The organism is Kamptonema animale CS-326 (genome assembly GCF_028330895.1).
Classification (GTDB): Bacteria; Cyanobacteriota; Cyanobacteriia; order Cyanobacteriales; family Microcoleaceae; genus Kamptonema; species Kamptonema formosum.
In genome coordinates this window covers 52,155-72,177 of the sequence record NZ_JAQMUA010000281.1, presented here as the reverse complement: position 1 = coordinate 72,177, position 20,023 = coordinate 52,155, and the positions used below count along the sequence as shown (strand labels likewise).

Below are 20,023 nucleotides of genomic sequence, written 5' to 3'. Positions count from 1 at the left end.
CAATCTTTTACTTTTGCTACAGCTTTACAAGGTCAGAAATTACGCAAAAATATCTGTAATGCCGCGTACAAAAACCGTCAATAAACCGTTTTTCCGATCGGCGTTACTGCACAAGCCTGCTTAAGTCCCCAATAGTAAATCCTAACCAAGTAAATTTTTCTCTCCCCCCCATCCTCGCTATCTCCCTCTCTCTAACCTCCCCAGCCTCCCCGTTCTTTAATGATTTATCCTTCTCTATGCCCCCCCTCAATCAAAGTGGTGTATCATAAATTGGAGCTTGGGAAGCAAATGCCTACCACCAACCACAAACAACAAGTAAACACAACCTCGAATTCGAGCAAGTGTCTAAAGGTTTTAAGGCTTATGCCATTGTGTGTTAGGTTCGCCTAGCCCTCAAGAATCCCATCCAGTTCGGCAGAGCTTACGGCGAAGCCTAAGCGGGGTGAGAGTTCAAATATGTAATTCTTGTGTAAAAACAAGAAATTCAAACCAGCAATCAAAACAATTGTTAGAAGGCTCTATCCGTGCAATTGTCAAACTTTTTGCGTGATTATAGGGCGAAATCTGGTTGTTAGTTGCGAATTTCGGTAAAAAAATGAATTTGTCCAAATTTACAGGTCGAAATTGAGGAGTGAGGGCGTGGCGAAATCCGCCAATTATTTGCTGATTGGATCGACTGAAGCTTATAGCGGTAAGTCTGCGATCGCGTTAGGAATGGCTTGTCAGTTCCAAGCAAAAGGACAGGCTATTGGCTATGGCAAACTCCTAGCAACTTATTTCCGCGACGATCGCGCTGATGGGGCAGACGAAGATGTGCGATTCGTGGCCCAGACGTTGAAGCTTTCAGACAGCCAGTTGCAGCCAACTCTGCTGTCGCTGGACGAGGTTACGATTCACAAACGGCTACGGGGCGAAGATCGAACTGATTATCGCCAGTCTCTAGCTCGCCACGCGCAAGCGCAAGCCCCTGGCTTGGTGCTGTTAGAGGGGCCAGGTAATTTGGAAGAGGGTAGTCTATTTGACTTATCCATACCTCAAGTGGCTGAGACAGTTGATGCCTCTGTGCTGCTGGTGGTACGGCCAATTTCCCAATTTGTCGATGCTCTACTCTCGGCTAAACGGCGCTTGGGCGATCGCTTAGTTGGCATTGTAGTTAACGATGTTCCCTCTGAACAGCTAGAAGTAGTTACAGGAATGGTGCGACCATTTTTGGAAGCCCAAGGTATTCCTGTATTGGGAATACTCCCCAGAAGTGCTTTGCTCCATAGTGTTAGCGTTAACGAACTGGTGCGGCAGTTGAAAGCTGATGTCCTCTGTCGAGCCGACCGTTTGGACTTGATGGTGGAATGTCTTTCTATTGGCGCGATGAACGTCAGTTCCGCTCTAAAATATTTCCGCAAAGCGAGAAATATGGCAGTAGTTACGGGAGGCGATCGCACAGACATTCAGCTAGCAGCCCTGGAAAGCTCGACCCAGTGCTTGATTTTAACCGGCCACCTCCCCCCTTCTCCCCTGGTTCTCAGCCGGGCTGAAGAGGTTGAAATTCCCGTTTTATCCGTTGATTTGGATACCCTGACCACAGTGGAAATTATCGACAGAGCCTTTGGCAGTGTGCGCCTGCACGAACCGATTAAGGTAGAGTGCATCACTCAGTTAATGGCAGAGCATTTTGACATTGACCGACTAATAACATCTTTAGGTCAAGGGTAAACGTAGGAAGGCGAGGAGAGGGAGCGGGGGGGCAGAGGAGCAGAGGAGCAGAGGAGCGGGGGGGCAGAGGAGCAGAGGAGCGGGGGAGCAGAGGAGCAGAGGGGAAATCTTCGTCTTTCCTGTTCCATCTCCCCTATCTCCCCTATCTCCCCTATCTCCCCCATCTCCCCCATCTCCCCCGCTCCCCATCTCCCCCATCTCCCCCGCTCCTTAGATTAAAAGTTCAAAAGTTGCCAGACCTGCTAAAATCTACAAGGTTGTTATATTTAACTTGATACAATCTTTGAGTCAATCAATTGAACTACCCAAGGTAGATGATTTTTTACAAGAACTCGTCGCGATCCAGCAAACCGGCTCAAAACGGATTGCATTATTAGGATCTCGTCACGTTCCTATTACCCATCAGCAACTAATTGAGATGCTGAGCTATGCCCTAGTTCTAGGAGGCAATCAACTAATTACCTCCGGGGCTACAGGCACAAATTCAGCAGCTATTCGGGGGGCCATGCGGGCCGATCCAAACCTGCTGACAGTGATTTTGCCTCAAAGTCTAAGTCGCCAGCCTAGAGAGTCTCGGGAACAACTCGATCAAGTAATACACTTGGTAGAAAATCCCAAAAATGATGTTTTGTCTCTAGGGGAAGCAAGTGCGTTGTGCAATCAAGAGATTGTATCTCGTTGTCAACAGCTCATCTGTTTTGCGTTTCACGAAAGTCATACCCTATTGCAAACTTGCCGGGATGCCGAAGATCAGCGCAAAGTAGTTACTCTGTTCTATTTTGATTAAAATACAAAGCCGATCGCGATCGTGGAATTACCTGTTTCGACAATTCTGCTAGATTCTATTGCAGCGGCGGCTGCGTTAGTTTACGTACCTTATTTAGTCGTAGCCTATGGGCGTTTGCAAGTAGGCTACGATTTAAAGGCACCCCGCGCTATGTTTGATAAATTGCCTGCTTATGCTCAGCGAGCAACTTGGGCTCATCAAAATTCGTTTGAGACGTTTGTAGTGTTTGCCGCAGCGGCTTTTATGGCTTATGCGACTGGTCAAAATTCCGATGAGGCTGGTTGGGCGGCGCTGATTTTTGTGATAACGCGGCTATTATTTTCAGTTTTCTATATTCTGAATGTACCGCTGGCGCGATCGCTAATGTTTGGTATCGGTTCTTTTTGTACTGGTACTTTATTTGTTCTCAGTTTGATAACTGCTAATAGCTAATGGTTAATGGTTGATTGTTATTGGTTAGTAGTTAGTTGTTAGTGGAAAAATAAAACTCATAACTAACTATTACCAATTACCAATTACCAATTACCAATTACCAATTACCAATTACCAATTAGGATTTATGGCTTCTACATATTCATTTGATATTGTCAGCGACTTCGACAGGCAAGAATTAGTAAATGCTGTTGACCAAACCGTGCGCGAAATCCAAAGTCGCTATGATTTAAAAGATACGAAAACGACTTTAGAATTGAGCGAAGAGTCAATTAATGTGAATACAGATAGTGAATTCACTCTTGATGCTATTCATACTATTTTACAAACAAAGGCAGCTAAAAGAAACCTTTCCCTGAAAATTTTTGATTATGGCAAAGTAGAATCTGCTAGCGGTAGTCGGGTGCGACAAGAGATTAAGCTGAAAAAAGGAATTGCCCAGGAAATTGCCAAACAAATTAATAAGTTAATCCGCGACGAATTTAAAAAAGTTCAATCTTCAATTCAAGGAGATTCAGTGCGGGTTTCTGCTAAATCTAAGGATGAGTTGCAATTGATTATTCAGCGCTTGAAGGAGGAAGATTATCCGGTAGCGCTGCAATTTACTAACTATCGTTAGGAAGACAGTTACTAGAAATTGTCGAGAATTTCATCACTATTAGTGTCAAAGCGAGCAAACACAGTAGACTGTCACCTCATAACTATCAACCTTCAATCCTTGACGTAAGTAGGTAGACGCAAATAAATCTTGCTGTGTAACAGAATGTAAGTTGTCCTCACCCCTGCGATTGCTTAGTTTCACTTCGTTTCACTCGCAATGACATACTTATGTATTTTCCCACTCATCTACTTAGTTGCTGTAATTATGAAACTATCTAGTAAAAATCTTGAGGCTTCTCTTAATACTGTTTACGATGCCATTATTGTTGGCGGTGGTATGGGTGGACTATCCGCAGCAATCTATTTAGGTCGCTACGGGCTCAAATGTTTAGTAATAGAAAAAGGGAAAGGGCGATCCCTTTGGATGCAGGATTTGCGTAATTATTTAGGATTAGATCCTCATACGCCCGGTAGAGATATATTAAATCATGGAACTAAGCAAGCGTTAGACTGGGGCGCAGATCATCTTCGAGGTTATGTAGAAGAAGTAACCGATGAAGGAGAAACATTAGCAGTGCGGGTAAAGGTAGGAAAAAAAGATAGTATTTATCCTGTATTTCGGAGTAAATATCTAATCGCCGCATCGGGTATAATGGATAATTTACCTGAAGTTGAGGATATGCAGAATCTTTATAATTATGCAGGTTATACGCTTCACGTCTGCATGATTTGTGATGGTTTTGATATGTGGGATCAGAAAGCAGTTTTGATTGTTAATTCCGAATCTCAAATCAATGCAGCGTTTGTGTTGAATTGGTTTACTCCTTATATTTCGGTGCTAACTCATGGTTTGTGTGAGGTGAGCGATACAATGAGACAGAAGCTTGCGGATCATGGATATCCTTTATATGAGTCCCCCATTGCTCGTTTTTTGGGTGAAAAACATCAAATGAGCGGTGTGGAATTAAAAGATGGTACGGTAGTTGAGGCGACGACTGGTTTAATTAGTATGGGTTCGGTTTACCATAACCATTATTTAAAGGGAATTGAGGGGTTAGAGTGGGATGGTGAGAATTTAGTTACTAATGAGATGGCGCAAACTAGCCATAGCCGGATTTTTGCGCTTGGTGATTTGAAAAAGGGATTAAATCAGGTATCAATTGCTGTTGCTGATGGTACTTTGGCCGCTACTCAAATTTGGCGGAATATTCGTCGCGCTAGTGCGCCTCGTAAGTGGGAAGAGAATCTGGTTAAGAGTTAATAGTTAACTGTTAATAGTTGATAGACCTTGTAAGTCAGAAATGACTTTTGCAGCGAGTCTCAGGGTTTGTAGGGTAACAACAGATAACATGGCAAATGTATTGTGATAATCAGCTTTGTTGCGATTATCCCGAAGACGTTTTAAGTTATTTCCGATCTGTTGGCGAACTGGATCTGAGCTATTCTTAGTAAGATATTCAGACCAATCAAAACTCATTCATACCCCAAATTAATAAAGAGTTTTTCCTGCGAACGAATTTTTACCTCCTCCCACCCATCTCGATCGAACTGAAAAAGTTTATCTGCTGACTCGTCTGGGTCAATTTCTGATGCTATGTAGAGAGCTAATTCCTGTTCTTCCATTGAAACCGCCTCTGGATCGATCTTAATTTCCAGAATAAGTGGGGTATCGGGAAAGTAATGTTTTATTTTTTCTGGTGCTTCTAGCAATAAAGGAAGTAAAAATGGATGTTTTTCTATAAACTCCAAAACTTGGCTTTTTTCCCTGAGAGTATAGAGTTGTTCTAATTGTGAAATTTCAGCCGGGGAAAGCTTAGCTATTGGTAGTTCTGCTGTTTGTAATTCAGTCATATTTCACTGATAACCTTTTTATTTATTATAAATTATTTTTGTAAGATTCAACCACAGAGCAACGCAAAAATCTATTTAAAAAGACCTAGCCCCCCTACTTTTTAAGGGGGGTTAGACAGAGCAATTACAAACTTGCCATCACCTCACGGGCCGCCGCCAAAGTCCGGTCAATATCCTCATCGGAGTGAGCAACAGAAGTAAATCCAGCCTCAAATTGCGAAGGAGCAAGATAAATTCCTCGCTCTAACATTCCCCGATGAAAACGGCTAAATTTACCCAAATCAGACTTCTTAGCATCTTCATAATTGTGAACTGGGCCGCCAGTAAAAAATAAGCCAAACATTCCGCTAATTTGGCCACCGCAAGCAGCAATACCAGTTTCCTTAGCAATTTTCAGCAACCCTTCCGACAGCTTTTTTGTCACCTTATCTAACTGCTCATAAGTCCCTGGTTTTTGCAGCAATTCCAAAGTCTTAATCCCAGCAGTCATCGCCAAAGGATTACCCGAAAGCGTTCCCGCTTGATACATCGGCCCCGAAGGAGCGACCATTGCCATAATGTCCTTACGACCACCGTAAGCGCCCACTGGTAAACCGCCACCGATGATTTTACCCAAAGTTGTTAAGTCGGGAGTAACACCGAATTTTTGCTGAGCTCCGCCGTAAGCAATGCGAAAACCTGTCATCACTTCGTCAAATACTAACAGTGCTTTGTTTTCCTTAGTAATCTCTCGCAAGCCTTCCAAAAAGCCGGCATCCGGTACAATAAATCCGGCATTACCGACAACTGGTTCTAAAATTACCCCTGCTATCTCACCGGGATTGGCGGCAAAAAGTGCCTTAACAGCTTCCAAGTCATTATAAGGAGCATTGAGAGTGTTAATCGTGACAGATTTGGGTACGCCAGGGGAGTCAGGTAAACCCAAGGTGGCTACGCCAGAACCGGCTTTCACCAAGAACATATCGGCGTGACCGTGATAGCAACCTTCAAATTTAATGATTTTATCGCGTCCGGTAAAAGCTCTCATCAGGCGGGAAACGGCCATGCAAGCTTCTGTTCCGGAGTTGACAAAACGCACCATTTCAATGCTGGGAACGGCATCAATTACCATTTCCGCTAGTACGTTTTCCAAAGCAGAGGGGGCTCCGAAACTGGTGCCTTTTTCCAGGGAGTCGCGCAGGGCGTTGATGACTTCGGGGTGGGCGTGACCGCAGATGGCGGGGCCCCAAGTGCCTACGTAGTCGATGTATTGGTTGCCATCGACATCCCAGATATAGGCTCCTTTGACTCTATCAAAGACGATGGGTTGTCCGCCTACTGATTTGAAGGCGCGTACTGGGGAACTAACGCCTCCGGGCATTAATTTCTGGGCGGCGGCAAAAATTTCTTCGGATTTGGTAGTTTTCAAGGTTGTGGAAACCAATGTTTTCTCCTTAATGAAAGTTTCTTGTTGCTAGAATGCTTAAATACAGGCTTGAAGACAGGCGTGAGAATGGATGAGAGAAAAACTATATTAGTCGATCTTCTCGTAGAAGCCAATCGCTGACAATCCCTAGCTTTACTTTTTGCTACTTTAGGTCAGGCGGGTACGCTTTCAACCTCGAAGGAGTATTCCGGGGGAGTGAAGGGGGAAGGTAGATGATATTGTAGAAAGTCAGCCCTCACTTTTGAAGCCTCAAATTATGTCTGCTCCCGATTTCGCTGCTTTGAGCCAATCTATCCCGGTTGAGAAAATTCGCTATAACGAGCAGGGTTTAGTGCCTGCGATCGTTCAAGATTATCTTGATGGTACGGTGCTGATGATGGCATGGATGAGTCGGGAATCGCTACAAAAGACTCTGGAAACTGGGAAAACTTGGTTTTGGAGTCGTTCTCGTGGGGAGTTATGGCATAAGGGGGCGACTTCGAGTCACGTTCAGAATATTAAGTCTGTGCGTTATGACTGCGATAGCGATGCTTTGCTGTTTACGGTGGAACAGGTGGGAGATATTGCTTGCCACACGGGGGAAAGGAGTTGTTTTCATCGGGTTGACGGGGAGGTTGTCGCGCCACCTGCGGATGCACTGTCTCAGTTGTTTGAGGTGATTTGCGATCGCCGCGATCGTCCGATAGAAACATCTTACACCTGTAAGCTATTTGAAGGTGGCGATAATAAGATTCTTAAGAAAATTGGCGAGGAGTCGGCGGAGGTGGTGATGGCTTGTAAGGATGATGACAAGGATGGGATAGCTTCTGAAGTCGCCGATCTATTCTATCACACTTTGGTGGCTTTGGCTTATCATCAGGTTGATTTGAGAGCGGTTTATCGGAAGTTGGAGCAACGGCGAAAGTAATGCTTAGTTGTTCGTTGTTGATAGTTAGTTGCTCGTTGCTCTCACAGAATAACAATGATTGAAAACGCAAATATCCTTAATCCCTACTTTCCATGAATACCCTCGACCAAGTGCTAGAAACTGCATTAAAACTGCCTTATGAACAGCAGGAAATGCTGATAAAAATTCTCCAAAACCGTCGCCACGAAAGTTGCCGTGCAGAGATGGCTACCGATGCTCAACAAACTTTGGCTGATTTCCATGCAGGCAAATTTAGTTCTCAGTCAGCTCAAGATGTTATTACTACTTTACGCGACTCTTTGAGCGAGACAGAAGTATGAGAGCGTTGGTTTTGACCACCAAATTTAAACGAGCATTCCGTAAGTTTGTTAGGAGAAATCCTGAGATTCAGCAACGTATTGAAGAAACTCTGCAACAAATGGAAGTAGATGTATTTGCTCCCAATTTGGGGACTCACAAACTTAGTGGTAAACTGGAAGGTCTTCAGTCTTGCTCTTGCGGTTATGATTGTCGCGTGCTTTTTTCCATTGAACAGGAAACTGAAACGAATAGTGAAGTTATTGTTCTGCTTGACATAGGAACCCATGATGAGGTCTACTAACAGCTTTATAATTGGTTATTCAAATCTATTTCTTCAACATTTGCTCAAGTTGCTGTAAAATCAAGATAGCAACTCCCACACTTAAAGCTATACCCAACCAAAAATTATCTCCGATTACTTTCCCTTTATCTAAAGCCCAACCGCCTAAAGGTGGCCCGATTAAATAACCAATTGCCCAACACTGGGAATTAATTGATAAATAAACACCTCGCAAAGATTCTGGAGCTAAATCAGCTACAATCGAAGAAGCCGCAGGAGTATAACTAACAATAGCAATTGACAAAATACCTAAGCCTAAAATTGCAAAGAAAATGTTACCACTATGAGCAATTCCCGTCATACCAATCAGGATAAATCCTATACCCCATAAAAGGGCTGAAATTACAAGGGATCTAGTGTGACTAAAACGCTTAAAAGCGCGGGCAATTGGCAATTGGCAACTGACAAGTAAAATTGTGTGCCAAGTAAATAATGCCGTCAGTGTACCGGGGGAAAAACCTTTTCCTGATGCGGCTGCGGGGATAAAATTGCTAAGATAAAGAGGGATTGTACTTTGGGTTTGGGAAATGTAAAGAGTGAAGAGAATATTTACTACGACATAAACTAGGAGACTGCGATCCTGTAAGGCAATTTTCCAGCCATTTTGAATTTCATCTGTCCCCGCTGGTAAAGCTGAAATCTTGGGTTTGTAGGTTTCAGTAATTGTAAAGTAAACTAATACAAAAAATATCAGAAATGAAATGCCATCAATTACAAATAGCGCCCAATAAGCGCCAGTCAAAGTAATTAATAATCCTCCTAAAATAATTCCTACTTGTAAGCCTAAATTATCAGCCAATCGTGTTAAGGCAAAAGCTTCTCTGCGTTCTTCTCCCTCTGTTAAATCGGCGATTGCGGCTTCAGTTGCCGGCCAATATAAACCCACTCCCAAACCCATTAAAACATTACCTAATACTAGCCCGGTAAAATCTTTGGCAGTTGCCAACAGAAAAGAAGCTACAGCAGAAATAATTGCTGACATTAACAAAGTGCGACGGCGGCCCCAAACAGGAGAATCTGACAACGAACCGCCCAAAATGCGGGCTAAAATTCCCGAAACTTGAGCGCTACCTAAACCTAAACCGACAGCAGTAGCAGATAAACCAAGTTGATTGACAAAAAATATGGGAGCATAAAATAAAGTAAAACCAGTGCCAGTGTGGGATAAAAAGCGACCGAATGCTAGAATCCAGACTTGAGAACCAAGTTGCGGAAGCCAAGATGGCAATTGATGTTTAGACATGGCTTTAATTTTTAAATAGGACTTAGTTGTAATGATTAACTATCTCAAAGGTACGGTAGCAGATATCCAAAAAGGTAACAATCGCGTCATGCTGATTCTGGAAGTCAATCAAATCGGTTATGAAGTGCAAATTTTGCCTCGAATGACGGGACAATTGCCAGCAATGGGGGAAGTGGTGCAAGTTTTCACTCACCAACAAGTTAAGGAAGACCAAATGGTATTATACGGTTTTATTTCCGGTGCGGAACGAGATTTATTTCGGCAATTAGTCAGTGTTAGCGGTATTGGGGCACAACTGGCGATCGCACTTTTGGAAACTTTAGGATTGCAAGACTTAGTTCAAGCTATAGTTGGGGGTAATACTCGCATTTTGGCCAAAACTCCCGGTGTTGGTAACAAAACTGCCGAACGCCTTGCTTTGGAACTGAGAACTAAACTATCAGAATGGCGGAATCAAGAGGGTTTGTCAACATCTGTACCTGCGGGAGTCAGTTCAGTTATTCAAGAAGAAGTGGAGATGACTTTACTCGCTTTGGGATATACTGGAGCGGAGGTAATGCAAGCATTACAGGCTCTTAGTCAAGATCCGAGTTTGTTAAAGAAAGGTAATGCGGAAGATTGGATTCGAGAAGCGATCGCCTGGTTGAGTCGATAATAGGGATGGTAAGCGAAAGCTATTGACAATATCCCGTGACAATATCCCGGCGATTGAAATCGCGTCTACACAAACAAAGTCCGCCTACGCGGACTAATGAGCTCGATATACTTTTGCAAGAGAGCTCTTGTCAGATGAGCTTTTCAGTCGGTTTTAACTGACTTTCACGTTTGAGATGGGGGTTAAAACTCCCAGCGGCTTAAAGAGAATGGTATTCAGATGCGATCGGATGTGTTCGCCCTGACAAGACGATCGCGACTGCAAAATTTTATATCCCTTGTGATATTATTAGGGATTGTCGCATTAGTAAAGTAAAACATAAATTCGATTCATGGCACTAACACAAGAGCGCAAACAAGAAATCATGGGTCAATATCAAGCCCATGAAACCGATACAGGATCGGCAGACCTACAAGTAGCCATGCTGAGCGATCGCATTAGCAAACTCAGCGCCCACCTGAAAATCAACCAAAAAGATTTTTCTTCCCGACGCGGTTTAATGCAGTTAATCGGTCGCCGCCGCCGCCTGCTAAGCTATATCCAGAAACAAGATAGAGCTCGCTATCAAGCTTTAATTGCTCGCCTCGGCATTCGCGGCTAGAGTCAGAAATATAGCAATCGCCAAGGCATTTAAGACACTCTAAATTGCTAAAGCCCGCTAATTCTATTCCCTTCTTCCCCTAGCCCCTAGCCCCTAGCCCCTAGCCCCTTCTTCTATGTCCTCAGAACCTCCTAAAGAGCGGTTGCCCTTTGAACCGGCTAAAAAAACGAAAAAAAAGCCTAAAGCCCCCCCAGAACCCCAGGTAAAGGTCGCTGAGGACACAAAGCAGCCCTCCACCTCACAGGCATCAATGTCGATTCCAGATGTGGTCAGCAAACGCATGATCCGCCGCATGGCACTATTATGCGGCGTACCTACAGCAGCCGGAATTTCGACGTTTATTGCCAGTTATTTAGTTGTGAGTAAGGGCTGGTTGGCTTTACCAAACTCAGTGGTTGTACTTTTGAGCATGGGCTTTTTCGGTTTAGGGGTTTTAGGGCTGAGTTATGGTGTCCTCTCTGCATCTTGGGATGAAGAAAATCCGGGTAGCATCATTGGTTGGGAAGAATTCAATACCAATTTTGGACGGATGCGGGCAGCGTGGCGATCGGCAAAGCCAAAAAGTTAATTGTTAACGGTTAACTGTTAACTGTTAACGGTTAACTGTTTAACTGTTAACCAATTACCAACGAACAAAAATGATTATTGTGATGAAGGCCGGCACTCCAGAGGCCGAAATTGACAAGCTTAATGAAGAACTAACTACAACTTGGGGTCTGACACCAGAAAAAATTGTCGGGCGTTATAAGGTTGTGATCGGTTTGGTGGGCGATACTGTTGAACTGGAGCCCCTGCAATTGCGGGAAATGAGCTCTTGGATTGAGGAAGTGTTGCGGGTGGAACGTCCTTATAAGCGGGCTTCTCTGGAGTACCGCCAGGGTGAACCGAGCGAGGTGTTGGTGTCTACTCCCGCAGGAACCGTACCAATTGGTCTACATCACCCGCTGACGATCGTGGCTGGGCCTTGTTCGGTGGAAAATGAGGAGATGATCGTTGAGACGGCGATGCGGGTGAAAGCTGCTGGTGCTCATTTTTTACGCGGTGGGGCTTACAAACCTCGGACTTCTCCCTATGCGTTCCAAGGACACGGCGAAAGTGCTTTGGGACTGTTGGCGGCGGCGCGGGAAGCTAGCGGTTTGGGGATTATTACGGAAGTAATGGATGCGGCTGATTTGGATGCGATCGAGGAAGTAGCCGATGTGATCCAAGTGGGTGCGCGAAATATGCAGAATTTCTCGCTGTTGAAGAAGGTGGGGGCGCGGAATAAGCCTGTGCTGCTGAAGCGGGGGATGGCGGCGACGATTGAAGACTGGCTAATGGCGGCTGAGTATATTTTGGCTGCTGGTAATCCTGATGTGATTTTGTGCGAACGGGGTATTCGGACGTTTGACCGCCAGTATGCGCGGAATACGTTGGATTTGTCGGTGATTCCGGTGTTGCGATCGCTGACTCATTTGCCGATTATGATCGATCCTAGTCACGGGACTGGTTTGGCGGAGTATGTGCCCTCGATGGCGATGGCTGCGATCGCGGCTGGTACAGATTCGTTGATGATTGAAGTACACCCGAATCCCAAGAAGGCGTTATCGGATGGGCCGCAATCTTTGACACCAGATCAATTCGATCAATTGGTGGGTGAATTGGCCGTGATTGGTAAAGCGGTGAAGCGTTGGCCGCAGCCTGTGCCAGTTTTGGCTTAGGTTGCTAGTTGTTAATTTAGATGTAGAAAGAATGTGGGGGCAGGTTTTAAACTTGCCCCTACATTGTTAATTAGTGAGGGCAGGTTTGCGATTTGAATGTAATTTGGTATGAGGATTAAGTTGGTGATTAATAATCAGCCAATATCTGTTAGTTTATTTACCGGAGCTTGCGGTTTAGATTTAGGGCTAGAAAAAGCCGGATTTCAGACAGTAAGCTTAGTAGAAATTGAACCTGATGCTGTCAAAACTATCTCTCTCAACCGCCCCCACCTTTCACTATGTGCGATACCGAGAGATATTCGCGAAGTCAGCGCTCAAACTCTTCTTAAAGAAGGTGGAAAGATATTAGGTATAGATAGACCTTTGCGCCCTGGTGAAGTAGACCTTGTGACTGGTGGCCCCCCTTGTCAGCCATTCAGTACCGCCGGAAAAAGAGGGTCTGTTGGCGATCCGCGTGGCAGCTTATTTATGGATTTTATCCGCATTGTTGAAGAAATCCAACCTCGGTTTTTTATAATGGAAAATGTCCGAGGATTGCTATCAGCCCCAATTCGTCACCGACCTCACGAACAAAGAGGGATAAACTACCCAAATCTTGCACCTGATGAGATGGCGGGTGCTGCTATGCAAGTGATTTTAGCAGAGATAAAACGCATTGGCTATGAAGTTGTTTATGAGTTACTAAATGCTGCTGACTACGGCGTACCTCAAGTTAGAGAAAGAGTTATTTTTATTGGTTATAAAGGTAGCGATTCAGTGACTTTACCGCTCCCTACTCATAGTCAAAGTGGCGTAAGTAGACTGCAAAAATGGATTACACTCAAGGAAGGACTAAAAGGATTAATCGATCCTCAGCCAGAGTATATTCCTTATTCTGAAGCTCGTCTTAAGTATTTGCGCCTGTTAAAAGCTGGTGAGAATTGGAAAAATTTACCTAATGAGTTAAAGCAGGAAGCAATGGGAGGTGCTTACAAATCTGAAGGCGGAAAAGTTGGATTTTATCGGCGATTGACATGGGATAAACCATCACCTACGGTTACGACTAGCCCTCATCAAAAGGCTACTGATATGTGTCACCCAGATGAATTACGCCCTTTGAGTGTCAGAGAGTCTGCACGCATTCAAACTTTCCCTGATGACTGGGTTTTTCATGGTTCTACTACGTCTAAGTATCGGCAAATTGGAAATGCAGTTCCGGTACTTTTGGGGTCAGCAATCGCTCACTATCTTTACCAGATAATCAGAGGCGATCGAGTTAAAGGTAGAGAAATTTTTGAGCAGCTTTCTCTGTTTTAAATAATTTTATCGTCAACTTTATAATTACAATAATGTCGGAAGAACAGGTTCATCAACTTTTAGGATTTATTTTAGAAAAAGAACTGGGAATTCCTGCCACAAAAGCTGCCAGCTTTGCGGGTCACTTTGCAGATATAGAAGAATTTTTACTTCTAAAAGCTGAAAATCTGACAAATGTTAGGAGTATTTTTGGTAAAAGAGCACTTAAATTCACTGATGATGAAATTGAACGTATTTTAGCTTTTATCGCATCCGGTAAGCTTGCGCCACAATTAACAGTAGCGGAGAATTTTTTAGCTAGTATCTGTCGTGATTTCACAAGGCGACAACTAACTATGCTCCAAAACTTGACTTTAGAAAAAATTAACCCTAACCCATTTTTAATTAGAGCGCTAAATCTAGAAACTCCAGAGGAAGTGGTGAGACTTAATGTTTTTATGAGCGCTACTAGATCTATTGTCACATCAATGGGATTTTTTATCCAGAAACTTTTGATATCTTGCTCGGAAAGTGCTGCTAGTCCTCCTGGTAAGTCTGGATGGGACGTAATTAAGACTACAAGTGATGGCGATCGATGCTGGATTCAGGTAAAAAGTGGACCGAATGATATGGATAAAGACCAGATAGTATATTGGGCCGTAAAAATTCAAGAAAAATTTAATGAAGGCGAGCAAGGTTGTATTGGTATAGCTTATGGTAAGAGAACTAACCAGACTGTAACAATTGGTTTACTGAAACAACTTTTACCAAATTGGCAAATTACAACTTTAATTGGTCGAGAACTATGGGATTTTGTGAGCGAAGATCCTGAATATACTGATAACCTATTTGAAACCCTACGTCAGTCAGCCAATCAAATTTTAGCACAAAGTTCAATTTATGATGCTATAGAAGTCGCAGCTCAACGGCTTATTAATGAATTCACTAGAAAGTATGGAAACGGTAGCCAAGGTGTTTCCAACTATATAAAAGATATATTTTGAGCCATCGGCACAAGTAGATTCAAAAAAAGTCCAAACAAATAATCAATCAACTTGTACCGTCAACATCCTTCATCTAAGGATCGGGATGATGAAGTTTATTTTCAGCCATCAAAGCTTCAAGCTGCCGATCTACACTCTTAAGCAACTGTTCTAAAGCGGAAATATCTACAGGCATAGTAGCAAGACGAGTGCGATCGCGAATTTGATTTACCTTCCGCTGAAGCTGTTCCGCCAGTCGCAAGGCATCCCTGTTCAAATTAGACAACTGTTGCTGCTGATAAAACCTTAAAGCTGCTCCCCGTAAAACCTGAAGCGTAGCTTCCTCTCCGTGAGTTCCAGGCATCACTCGCAACCGCAAGAGCAAATGACTTTGCTTATAAACTCGTTCAATCTCTACCTGTTTAGGTGCTTCCAGCGGAATTAAAGGCAATTGAGTTAACAGCTTTAACTCATTAATTACCCCTTGAAATACCGTCCCATCTAAACCTTCCAATACGGATTTTAAAATCCCATCCTGACTCCACAAAATCTTACCTTGGGAATGCTGCCGCTCAAAAAATAGTCGGCCAATTCCCCCCTCTAAAACTCTAGCTAATAATTCTGGTAATAACTGTTTCGGTGGCAAAGTAGCCAGAATTTCAACGGGACTAGATAAATATAAAGCTTGCACATCTAAAACATCCAGCGTGCCCGATTCTGAAACCTCAGATCGGCTCGGTTTAGCTATTGCAGGTGCGGATGGTTCACTTGTCCGAGTTTGAGGTTTGTACCCATCAACGTGCTCCTGAACTAAAATTAGAGTGGTATCATCAGCCCCAGTCGCTGCAATGTTTTCAGCAGTTTTGACAGTTGCTCCCTCTGGCGTTCCCTTTGCTGTTTCCTGTGGCTGGCTGGTGTGGAACAAGTAAGCCGAAAGCATCGATCGCTGAGCTTCCGAGGAAATCGGCTGTGTCACCACTGAGCAATTCATATAAGCTAAAATTCGCCGCACGTAGTCCAAAGCTAAGTCATCTTGCGGATCGACAATACCCAGTTTAAAGATGCTACCTTCTAGGGAGAGAGGCAGAACTTGATAATAGAGGCAGGCTTCAAAAGGTAGAACAGTATCAATCAGGTAAAATACCTGCTCGGAAGCCATTTCAGCAGCCCAGTCAGTTTGAGTTTTGGATAGCATTGGCCCATTGGTGTCTTGGACAGACGCGAGCGATCGCGCTTTTACAGGCAAATCAACCTCTTTTGTGCGACTAAAAGCTGCAACTCCCTCGACAATCGGATGCACCAAAAATTGAGAACTTTGCGCTTAGCTGCTCTAGTTGAACTAGAAGCGGTATTGTTCAAGTCTGACATCCCCAATCTGGGAAAAGCACTCTAGCTCTTTTTACTGTTGAGTGCCTTGTCAAAACAATTAACGCCTGTCGCGGGTAGAAAATCCTCAGAATTTGGGAGTGCTGCTTTTATCTTACACCTAAAGATTGCAGTTATCCATTACCAATAACCAATTACCCATTCCGCAAGTTTTGGGCGGCTAAATATATTTTGCTCCATTCGCCGATGACGTGATTGGTTTTGATTTTCATTTCAGACGCGATCGCATCTACAGTTTTACCTGCTTTCAAATCTTGAATTAATTGCTTTTGAACTGGTGTCAAGCTTTCCCAGAATTCTTGCCATTGCTTTGGCGGTAAACCTAAATTGTGTTCAAAGGAAGTTTCTAGCCAATTTGCAACTAATTCGGGTGCGCCTTTGACAGCAAAGTTACGAATAGCATGATATGTAACTTTTTCCCGTAGCCGATAAATCTGCTTGACTGGTATATTTAAAGCTTGAGCGATCGCTTCTTGAGAACGTCCTAATAAGTACAGTCGCAGCCATTCGGCGGCCATCGGATCGACTTCATCTGCTAAATAAGCCTGAAATTCCACTTGTACTTTCTTTCTGAGTCCTTGTTGCTCTTCCCAAGCTTGATTTTCTCGATATTGCTCTACGGCTTGTTCATCTAATAGGCTAACTTTATCATCAGCATCCTGCGGGACAATTTCCTCGGAGACTAATCGCACCCAATCGCCTGCTGGGACTTGAGTTAAGCCGCCTCGCTGGGTGCGATGCAGGTAGTTAACGAAACGGTAAACTAAGAGCGGTTGGTTGCGAATCGGACGCAAGCAATATTCTTCTAAATTCGCTAGTAATAAGGCGTTACGGAGGCGTTTATCGGCTGTACATTCAGCAATCCAGGCGATTTGTTGCTGGAGGTAGCGATCGCCTTTGAGCATTTCCTGAATTACTTCTTGTAATACTTCTACCGCACTTCGCTGGCGATCGCGACTTAATGCTACCCACGCCTTGATTTTCTCCCGCAACACGACTAAACCCCCCAAGCGTCCGATCAAGTTGCGGTAAGCTTGTTCTGGCGTTACTCCCAGATATCTCTGTCGCAAAATCCCATACTGAAATTCTATCGCTTGGGAAGCGATCGCCCTTTGAGCGGGAGGTAGAGCTTCAAACCGCTCTGGCTTTTCTCCCAACAGCCAGCGTACAATACTCTCGATCGCGATCGCGCTCATATCGGGATAATCTTGTTGGAGTCGCGCACTCCATTTTTGTCCCAGTTCTTCCGCCAAAGTCATCAGGTGTTGAAAGATTGGTTTCATCCCGATTCTACGTGGTATGCTCAACTTTTGGGCCTTTTTTGGATATTGCTTGAACTAGCAAGTTGATTGTTTTAGGACTTACCCCCCTAACCCCCCTTGTTAAGGGGGGGATCAAAAGCCCCCTTAACAAGGGGTATTAGCATCACCAGCAGTAGGACGGACATCAATCCCTTAACAGCAGGGAATCAAAAGCCCCCCCTTAACAAGGGGGGGTTGGGGGGGTCGAAGTTTCAGATTTTAATGGTTAAGTCCTCAACGCTATTGACAAAAATAACAATAAGTGATATGGCGACATTTTTATTAGAAGTCGGTACAGAAGAATTACCAGCAACCTTTGTCAAAGAAGCGATCGCGCAATGGCAACGACTAATTCCGGCTGCGATCGCCGAACAATCCTTGACAAATGATGCAATTAATGTATATGGAACCCCGCGACGTTTAGCAGTTGTCATCGAAGGACTACCAACCCAGCAAAGCGATCGCGAAGAAGAAATCAAAGGGCCACCCGCCGCCACAGCATTTAAAGATGGCAAACCCACCAAAGCAGCAGAAGGATTTGCCAAAAAACAAGGCGTAGAAATCGACAGTTTAGAAATTCGTCCCACAGACAAAGGCGACTTTATTTTTATCCTTAAAAAAATCCCAGGCCGTCCCACAGCAGATATTTTAGCCGAACTAATTCCCCAGTGGATTAGCAAATTGGAAGGTAAAAGATTAATGCGTTGGGGAGACGGAGAATTAAAATTTCCCCGACCGATTCGCTGGCTGGTAGCATTATTAGATGATGCCGTATTGCCGATAACATTAGTCAACGGTTCAGAGACCGTAAACAGCGATCGCATATCCCAAGGACATCGAGTTTTACATCCGCAACCAGTCACTATTCCCAAAGCTGAGATTTATCTAGAATCTCTGGGTTCCGCCTACATCGAAGTTGACCCAGAAAAGCGTCAAACTAAAATCCGAGAACAAGTAGAAGCCGCCGCGAAAAAACAAGGCGGCAAAGCCGATATTACCACTGAATTGTTAGAAGAAGTCACAAACTTAGTCGAATGGCCGACAGCAGTAGTCGGAAAATTTGACGAAGAATTTTTGATATTGCCCCCCGAAGCAATTACCACAATTATCGTCAAAAATCAGCGCTATTTTCCCATCCTGAAAAGCGAAGCTTCCAGCGAATTATTACCTTATTTCATCACAATTTCCAACGGCGATCCAGAAAAATCTGATGTAATTGCCACTGGTAACGGGCGAGTAGTTCGTGCTCGCTTAGCTGACGGCGACTTTTTCTATAAAGCCGACTTAGCTAAACCCTTAGAAAGCTATTTACCGCAATTAGAAAAAGTCACCTTTCAAGAAGATTTAGGCACTGTTCGGGATAAAATCAATCGCTTCAGTAAAATAGCTAACCTAATTGCCGACCAATTGCAAGTAACAGAAGCAGAACGTGAAAATATTACACGCGCCGCCTTACTTTGTAAAGCCGACCTCGTTACCCAAATGGTCTACGAATTCCCCGAATTACAAGGAATCATGGGGCAAAAATACGCCTTAGCTAGCGGCGAACCGGAAGCAGTAGCAACGGCTATTTTTGAACATTACTTACCCAGAGGTGCAGGGGATATTTTACCGCAAACATTGACAGGTCAAGTTGTCGCTTTAGCCGATAAATTAGATACTTTAGTCAGTATCTTTGGTTTGGGGATGAAACCAACAGGTTCCTCCGACCCCTTTGCCTTGCGGCGGTCAGCCAATGCGGTAATTAACATAACTTGGGCGGCACAATTGCCCCTAGATTTAGACGAATTAATCGAAAAAGTTGTAAATGAATTTACCCAAAATGGCCCCCTAGCACTGCCAGATTTGCTGCCAGACTTGTCTGACTTTTTCGTGCAACGCATCCGCACGCTGTCATATTTGCAGCCAGACTTGTCTGACTTTTTCGTACAACGCATCCGCACGCTGTTACAAGAGGAAAAACGCATTGTGTTACAAGAGGAAAAACGCATTGATTATGACTTAGTAAATGCAGTTTTAGGAGAGAACGATCTAGAATATACTAAACGGGCGTTGCAAGATTTATTAGATACCTTAGAAAGGGCAGTTTTCCTCCAAAATATCCGCGATAACGGCACTTTGGATAAGATTTACGAAACTGTTAATCGCTCAACTCGGTTAGCAAGTCAGGGGGATTTAGATAAGATGGAATTAGAACCTAAAAAGTTTGTTAATCCGAAACTATTCCAAAAGTCATCTGAACAAGCTTTTTATGATGCAATTGTGCAGTTAGTACCGAAAACTCAGGCATCTAAGGAAAGTAGAAATTATCAGCAATTGGTAGATAGTTTAGCGGAAATTGCCCCGGCAGTTAGTAACTTTTTCGATGGGCCAGAAAGTGTTTTAGTGATGGATTCTAATCCTGAAATTAAGCAAAATCGCTTAAATTTATTGGGATTGTTGCGGAATCATGCGCGGATATTAGCAGATTTTGGTCAAATTGTCAAAAGTTAGAATCTTTCTGTAACGCCGCCCTCTGGGCGGTAA

At 43.9% G+C, this 20,023-nt stretch carries 21 protein-coding genes; 15 read left to right on the top strand and 6 right to left on the bottom strand.

The features are described from left to right. Nucleotides 1-639: 639 nt before the first annotated feature. The 5 genes from PN499_RS16600 (at nt 640) to PN499_RS16580 (ending at nt 4,790) form a co-directional block, all read left to right on the top strand. Nucleotides 640-1,710, top strand: a complete 1,071-nt coding sequence (locus PN499_RS16600) for a phosphotransacetylase family protein (protein ID WP_272033202.1) — start codon at nt 640-642, stop codon at nt 1,708-1,710. Between the two features lie 283 nt (nt 1,711-1,993). Next, nucleotides 1,994-2,497, top strand: coding sequence for a DNA recombination-mediator protein A (locus PN499_RS16595; RefSeq protein WP_272033201.1), 504 nt, complete (start codon nt 1,994-1,996; stop codon nt 2,495-2,497). A 21-nt stretch (nt 2,498-2,518) separates the two neighbouring features. Beyond that, the gene (locus tag PN499_RS16590; RefSeq protein WP_272033199.1) at nt 2,519-2,929 is read left to right on the top strand and encodes an MAPEG family protein; all 411 of its coding nucleotides are present in this window, start codon (nt 2,519-2,521) and stop codon (nt 2,927-2,929) included. A gap of 127 nt (nt 2,930-3,056) precedes the next feature. Then, nucleotides 3,057-3,548 carry a YajQ family cyclic di-GMP-binding protein gene (locus PN499_RS16585; RefSeq protein WP_272033197.1) on the top strand — a complete coding sequence of 164 codons (492 nt, stop codon included), beginning with the start codon at nt 3,057-3,059 and terminating at the stop codon, nt 3,546-3,548. A gap of 198 nt (nt 3,549-3,746) precedes the next feature. After that, nucleotides 3,747-4,790 carry an NAD(P)/FAD-dependent oxidoreductase gene (locus PN499_RS16580; RefSeq protein WP_334311696.1) on the top strand — a complete coding sequence of 348 codons (1,044 nt, stop codon included), beginning with the start codon at nt 3,747-3,749 and terminating at the stop codon, nt 4,788-4,790. A gap of 3 nt (nt 4,791-4,793) precedes the next feature. Here the strand turns inward: PN499_RS16580 and PN499_RS16575 are convergent, their stop codons facing one another. The 3 genes from PN499_RS16575 to hemL form a co-directional block, all read right to left on the bottom strand. Next, nucleotides 4,794-5,006, bottom strand: coding sequence for a hypothetical protein (locus PN499_RS16575; RefSeq protein ID WP_272033196.1), 213 nt, complete (start codon nt 5,004-5,006; stop codon nt 4,794-4,796). Beyond that, nucleotides 5,003-5,380: a hypothetical protein gene (locus PN499_RS16570; RefSeq protein WP_272033194.1), complete on the bottom strand. Its 378-nt coding sequence runs from the start codon at nt 5,378-5,380 to the stop codon at nt 5,003-5,005. The genes PN499_RS16575 and PN499_RS16570 overlap by 4 nt, the downstream gene beginning before the upstream one ends. Nucleotides 5,381-5,504: 124 nt before the next feature. After that, nucleotides 5,505-6,803 carry a glutamate-1-semialdehyde 2,1-aminomutase gene (hemL, locus tag PN499_RS16565; RefSeq protein ID WP_272033192.1) on the bottom strand — a complete coding sequence of 433 codons (1,299 nt, stop codon included), beginning with the start codon at nt 6,801-6,803 and terminating at the stop codon, nt 5,505-5,507. Between the two features lie 259 nt (nt 6,804-7,062). Here hemL and hisIE point away from each other — a divergent pair, with 259 nt between their 5' ends. From hisIE to PN499_RS16550, 3 genes are all read left to right on the top strand, one after another. After that, on the top strand, nt 7,063-7,713 hold the full coding sequence (gene hisIE / locus PN499_RS16560) for a bifunctional phosphoribosyl-AMP cyclohydrolase/phosphoribosyl-ATP diphosphatase HisIE (protein ID WP_272033190.1): 651 nt from the start codon (nt 7,063-7,065) through the stop codon (nt 7,711-7,713). Nucleotides 7,714-7,805: 92 nt separating this feature from the next. After that, on the top strand, nt 7,806-8,033 hold the full coding sequence (locus PN499_RS16555) for a hypothetical protein (protein WP_272033188.1): 228 nt from the start codon (nt 7,806-7,808) through the stop codon (nt 8,031-8,033). Then, nucleotides 8,030-8,314 (top strand): type II toxin-antitoxin system RelE/ParE family toxin, encoded by a 285-nt coding sequence (locus PN499_RS16550; RefSeq protein WP_272033186.1) that lies wholly within the window; start codon nt 8,030-8,032, stop codon nt 8,312-8,314. Before PN499_RS16555 ends, PN499_RS16550 begins: the two co-directional genes overlap by 4 nt. Before the next feature lie 25 nt (nt 8,315-8,339). On the opposite strand, the gene PN499_RS16545 is transcribed toward PN499_RS16550, so the two are convergent. Next, complete coding sequence (locus PN499_RS16545; RefSeq protein ID WP_272033184.1) at nt 8,340-9,596, bottom strand: MDR family MFS transporter; 1,257 nt, start codon at nt 9,594-9,596, stop codon at nt 8,340-8,342. 31 nt (nt 9,597-9,627) lie between these two features. Here PN499_RS16545 and ruvA point away from each other — a divergent pair, with 31 nt between their 5' ends. From ruvA to PN499_RS16515, 6 genes are all read left to right on the top strand, one after another. Continuing rightward, nucleotides 9,628-10,251: a Holliday junction branch migration protein RuvA gene (gene ruvA, locus PN499_RS16540; protein WP_272033182.1), complete on the top strand. Its 624-nt coding sequence runs from the start codon at nt 9,628-9,630 to the stop codon at nt 10,249-10,251. A gap of 331 nt (nt 10,252-10,582) precedes the next feature. Then, nucleotides 10,583-10,852, top strand: coding sequence for a 30S ribosomal protein S15 (rpsO, locus tag PN499_RS16535; protein WP_272033180.1), 270 nt, complete (start codon nt 10,583-10,585; stop codon nt 10,850-10,852). A 115-nt stretch (nt 10,853-10,967) separates the two neighbouring features. After that, the gene (locus tag PN499_RS16530) at nt 10,968-11,420 is read left to right on the top strand and encodes a PAM68 family protein (RefSeq protein ID WP_272033178.1); all 453 of its coding nucleotides are present in this window, start codon (nt 10,968-10,970) and stop codon (nt 11,418-11,420) included. Between the two features lie 70 nt (nt 11,421-11,490). Next, nucleotides 11,491-12,552, top strand: a complete 1,062-nt coding sequence (aroF, locus tag PN499_RS16525) for a 3-deoxy-7-phosphoheptulonate synthase (RefSeq protein ID WP_272033176.1) — start codon at nt 11,491-11,493, stop codon at nt 12,550-12,552. A 108-nt stretch (nt 12,553-12,660) separates the two neighbouring features. Further along, nucleotides 12,661-13,848 (top strand): DNA cytosine methyltransferase, encoded by a 1,188-nt coding sequence (locus PN499_RS16520; RefSeq protein ID WP_272033174.1) that lies wholly within the window; start codon nt 12,661-12,663, stop codon nt 13,846-13,848. 32 nt (nt 13,849-13,880) lie between these two features. Next, on the top strand, nt 13,881-14,831 hold the full coding sequence (locus PN499_RS16515) for a PmeII family type II restriction endonuclease (protein ID WP_272033172.1): 951 nt from the start codon (nt 13,881-13,883) through the stop codon (nt 14,829-14,831). Between the two features lie 73 nt (nt 14,832-14,904). Here PN499_RS16515 and PN499_RS16510 read toward each other — a convergent pair whose 3' ends face one another. Together PN499_RS16510 and PN499_RS16505 are read right to left on the bottom strand one after the other, a co-directional pair. Next, nucleotides 14,905-16,005 carry an ATPase, T2SS/T4P/T4SS family gene (locus tag PN499_RS16510; RefSeq protein WP_272033224.1) on the bottom strand — a complete coding sequence of 367 codons (1,101 nt, stop codon included), beginning with the start codon at nt 16,003-16,005 and terminating at the stop codon, nt 14,905-14,907. 325 nt (nt 16,006-16,330) lie between these two features. Next, the gene (locus PN499_RS16505) at nt 16,331-17,479 is read right to left on the bottom strand and encodes a HetZ-related protein 2 (RefSeq protein ID WP_272033171.1); all 1,149 of its coding nucleotides are present in this window, start codon (nt 17,477-17,479) and stop codon (nt 16,331-16,333) included. Between the two features lie 285 nt (nt 17,480-17,764). Here PN499_RS16505 and glyS point away from each other — a divergent pair, with 285 nt between their 5' ends. After that, on the top strand, nt 17,765-19,990 hold the full coding sequence (glyS, locus tag PN499_RS16500; RefSeq protein ID WP_272033169.1) for a glycine--tRNA ligase subunit beta: 2,226 nt from the start codon (nt 17,765-17,767) through the stop codon (nt 19,988-19,990). The last annotated feature ends 33 nt before the right edge of the window (nt 19,991-20,023 follow it).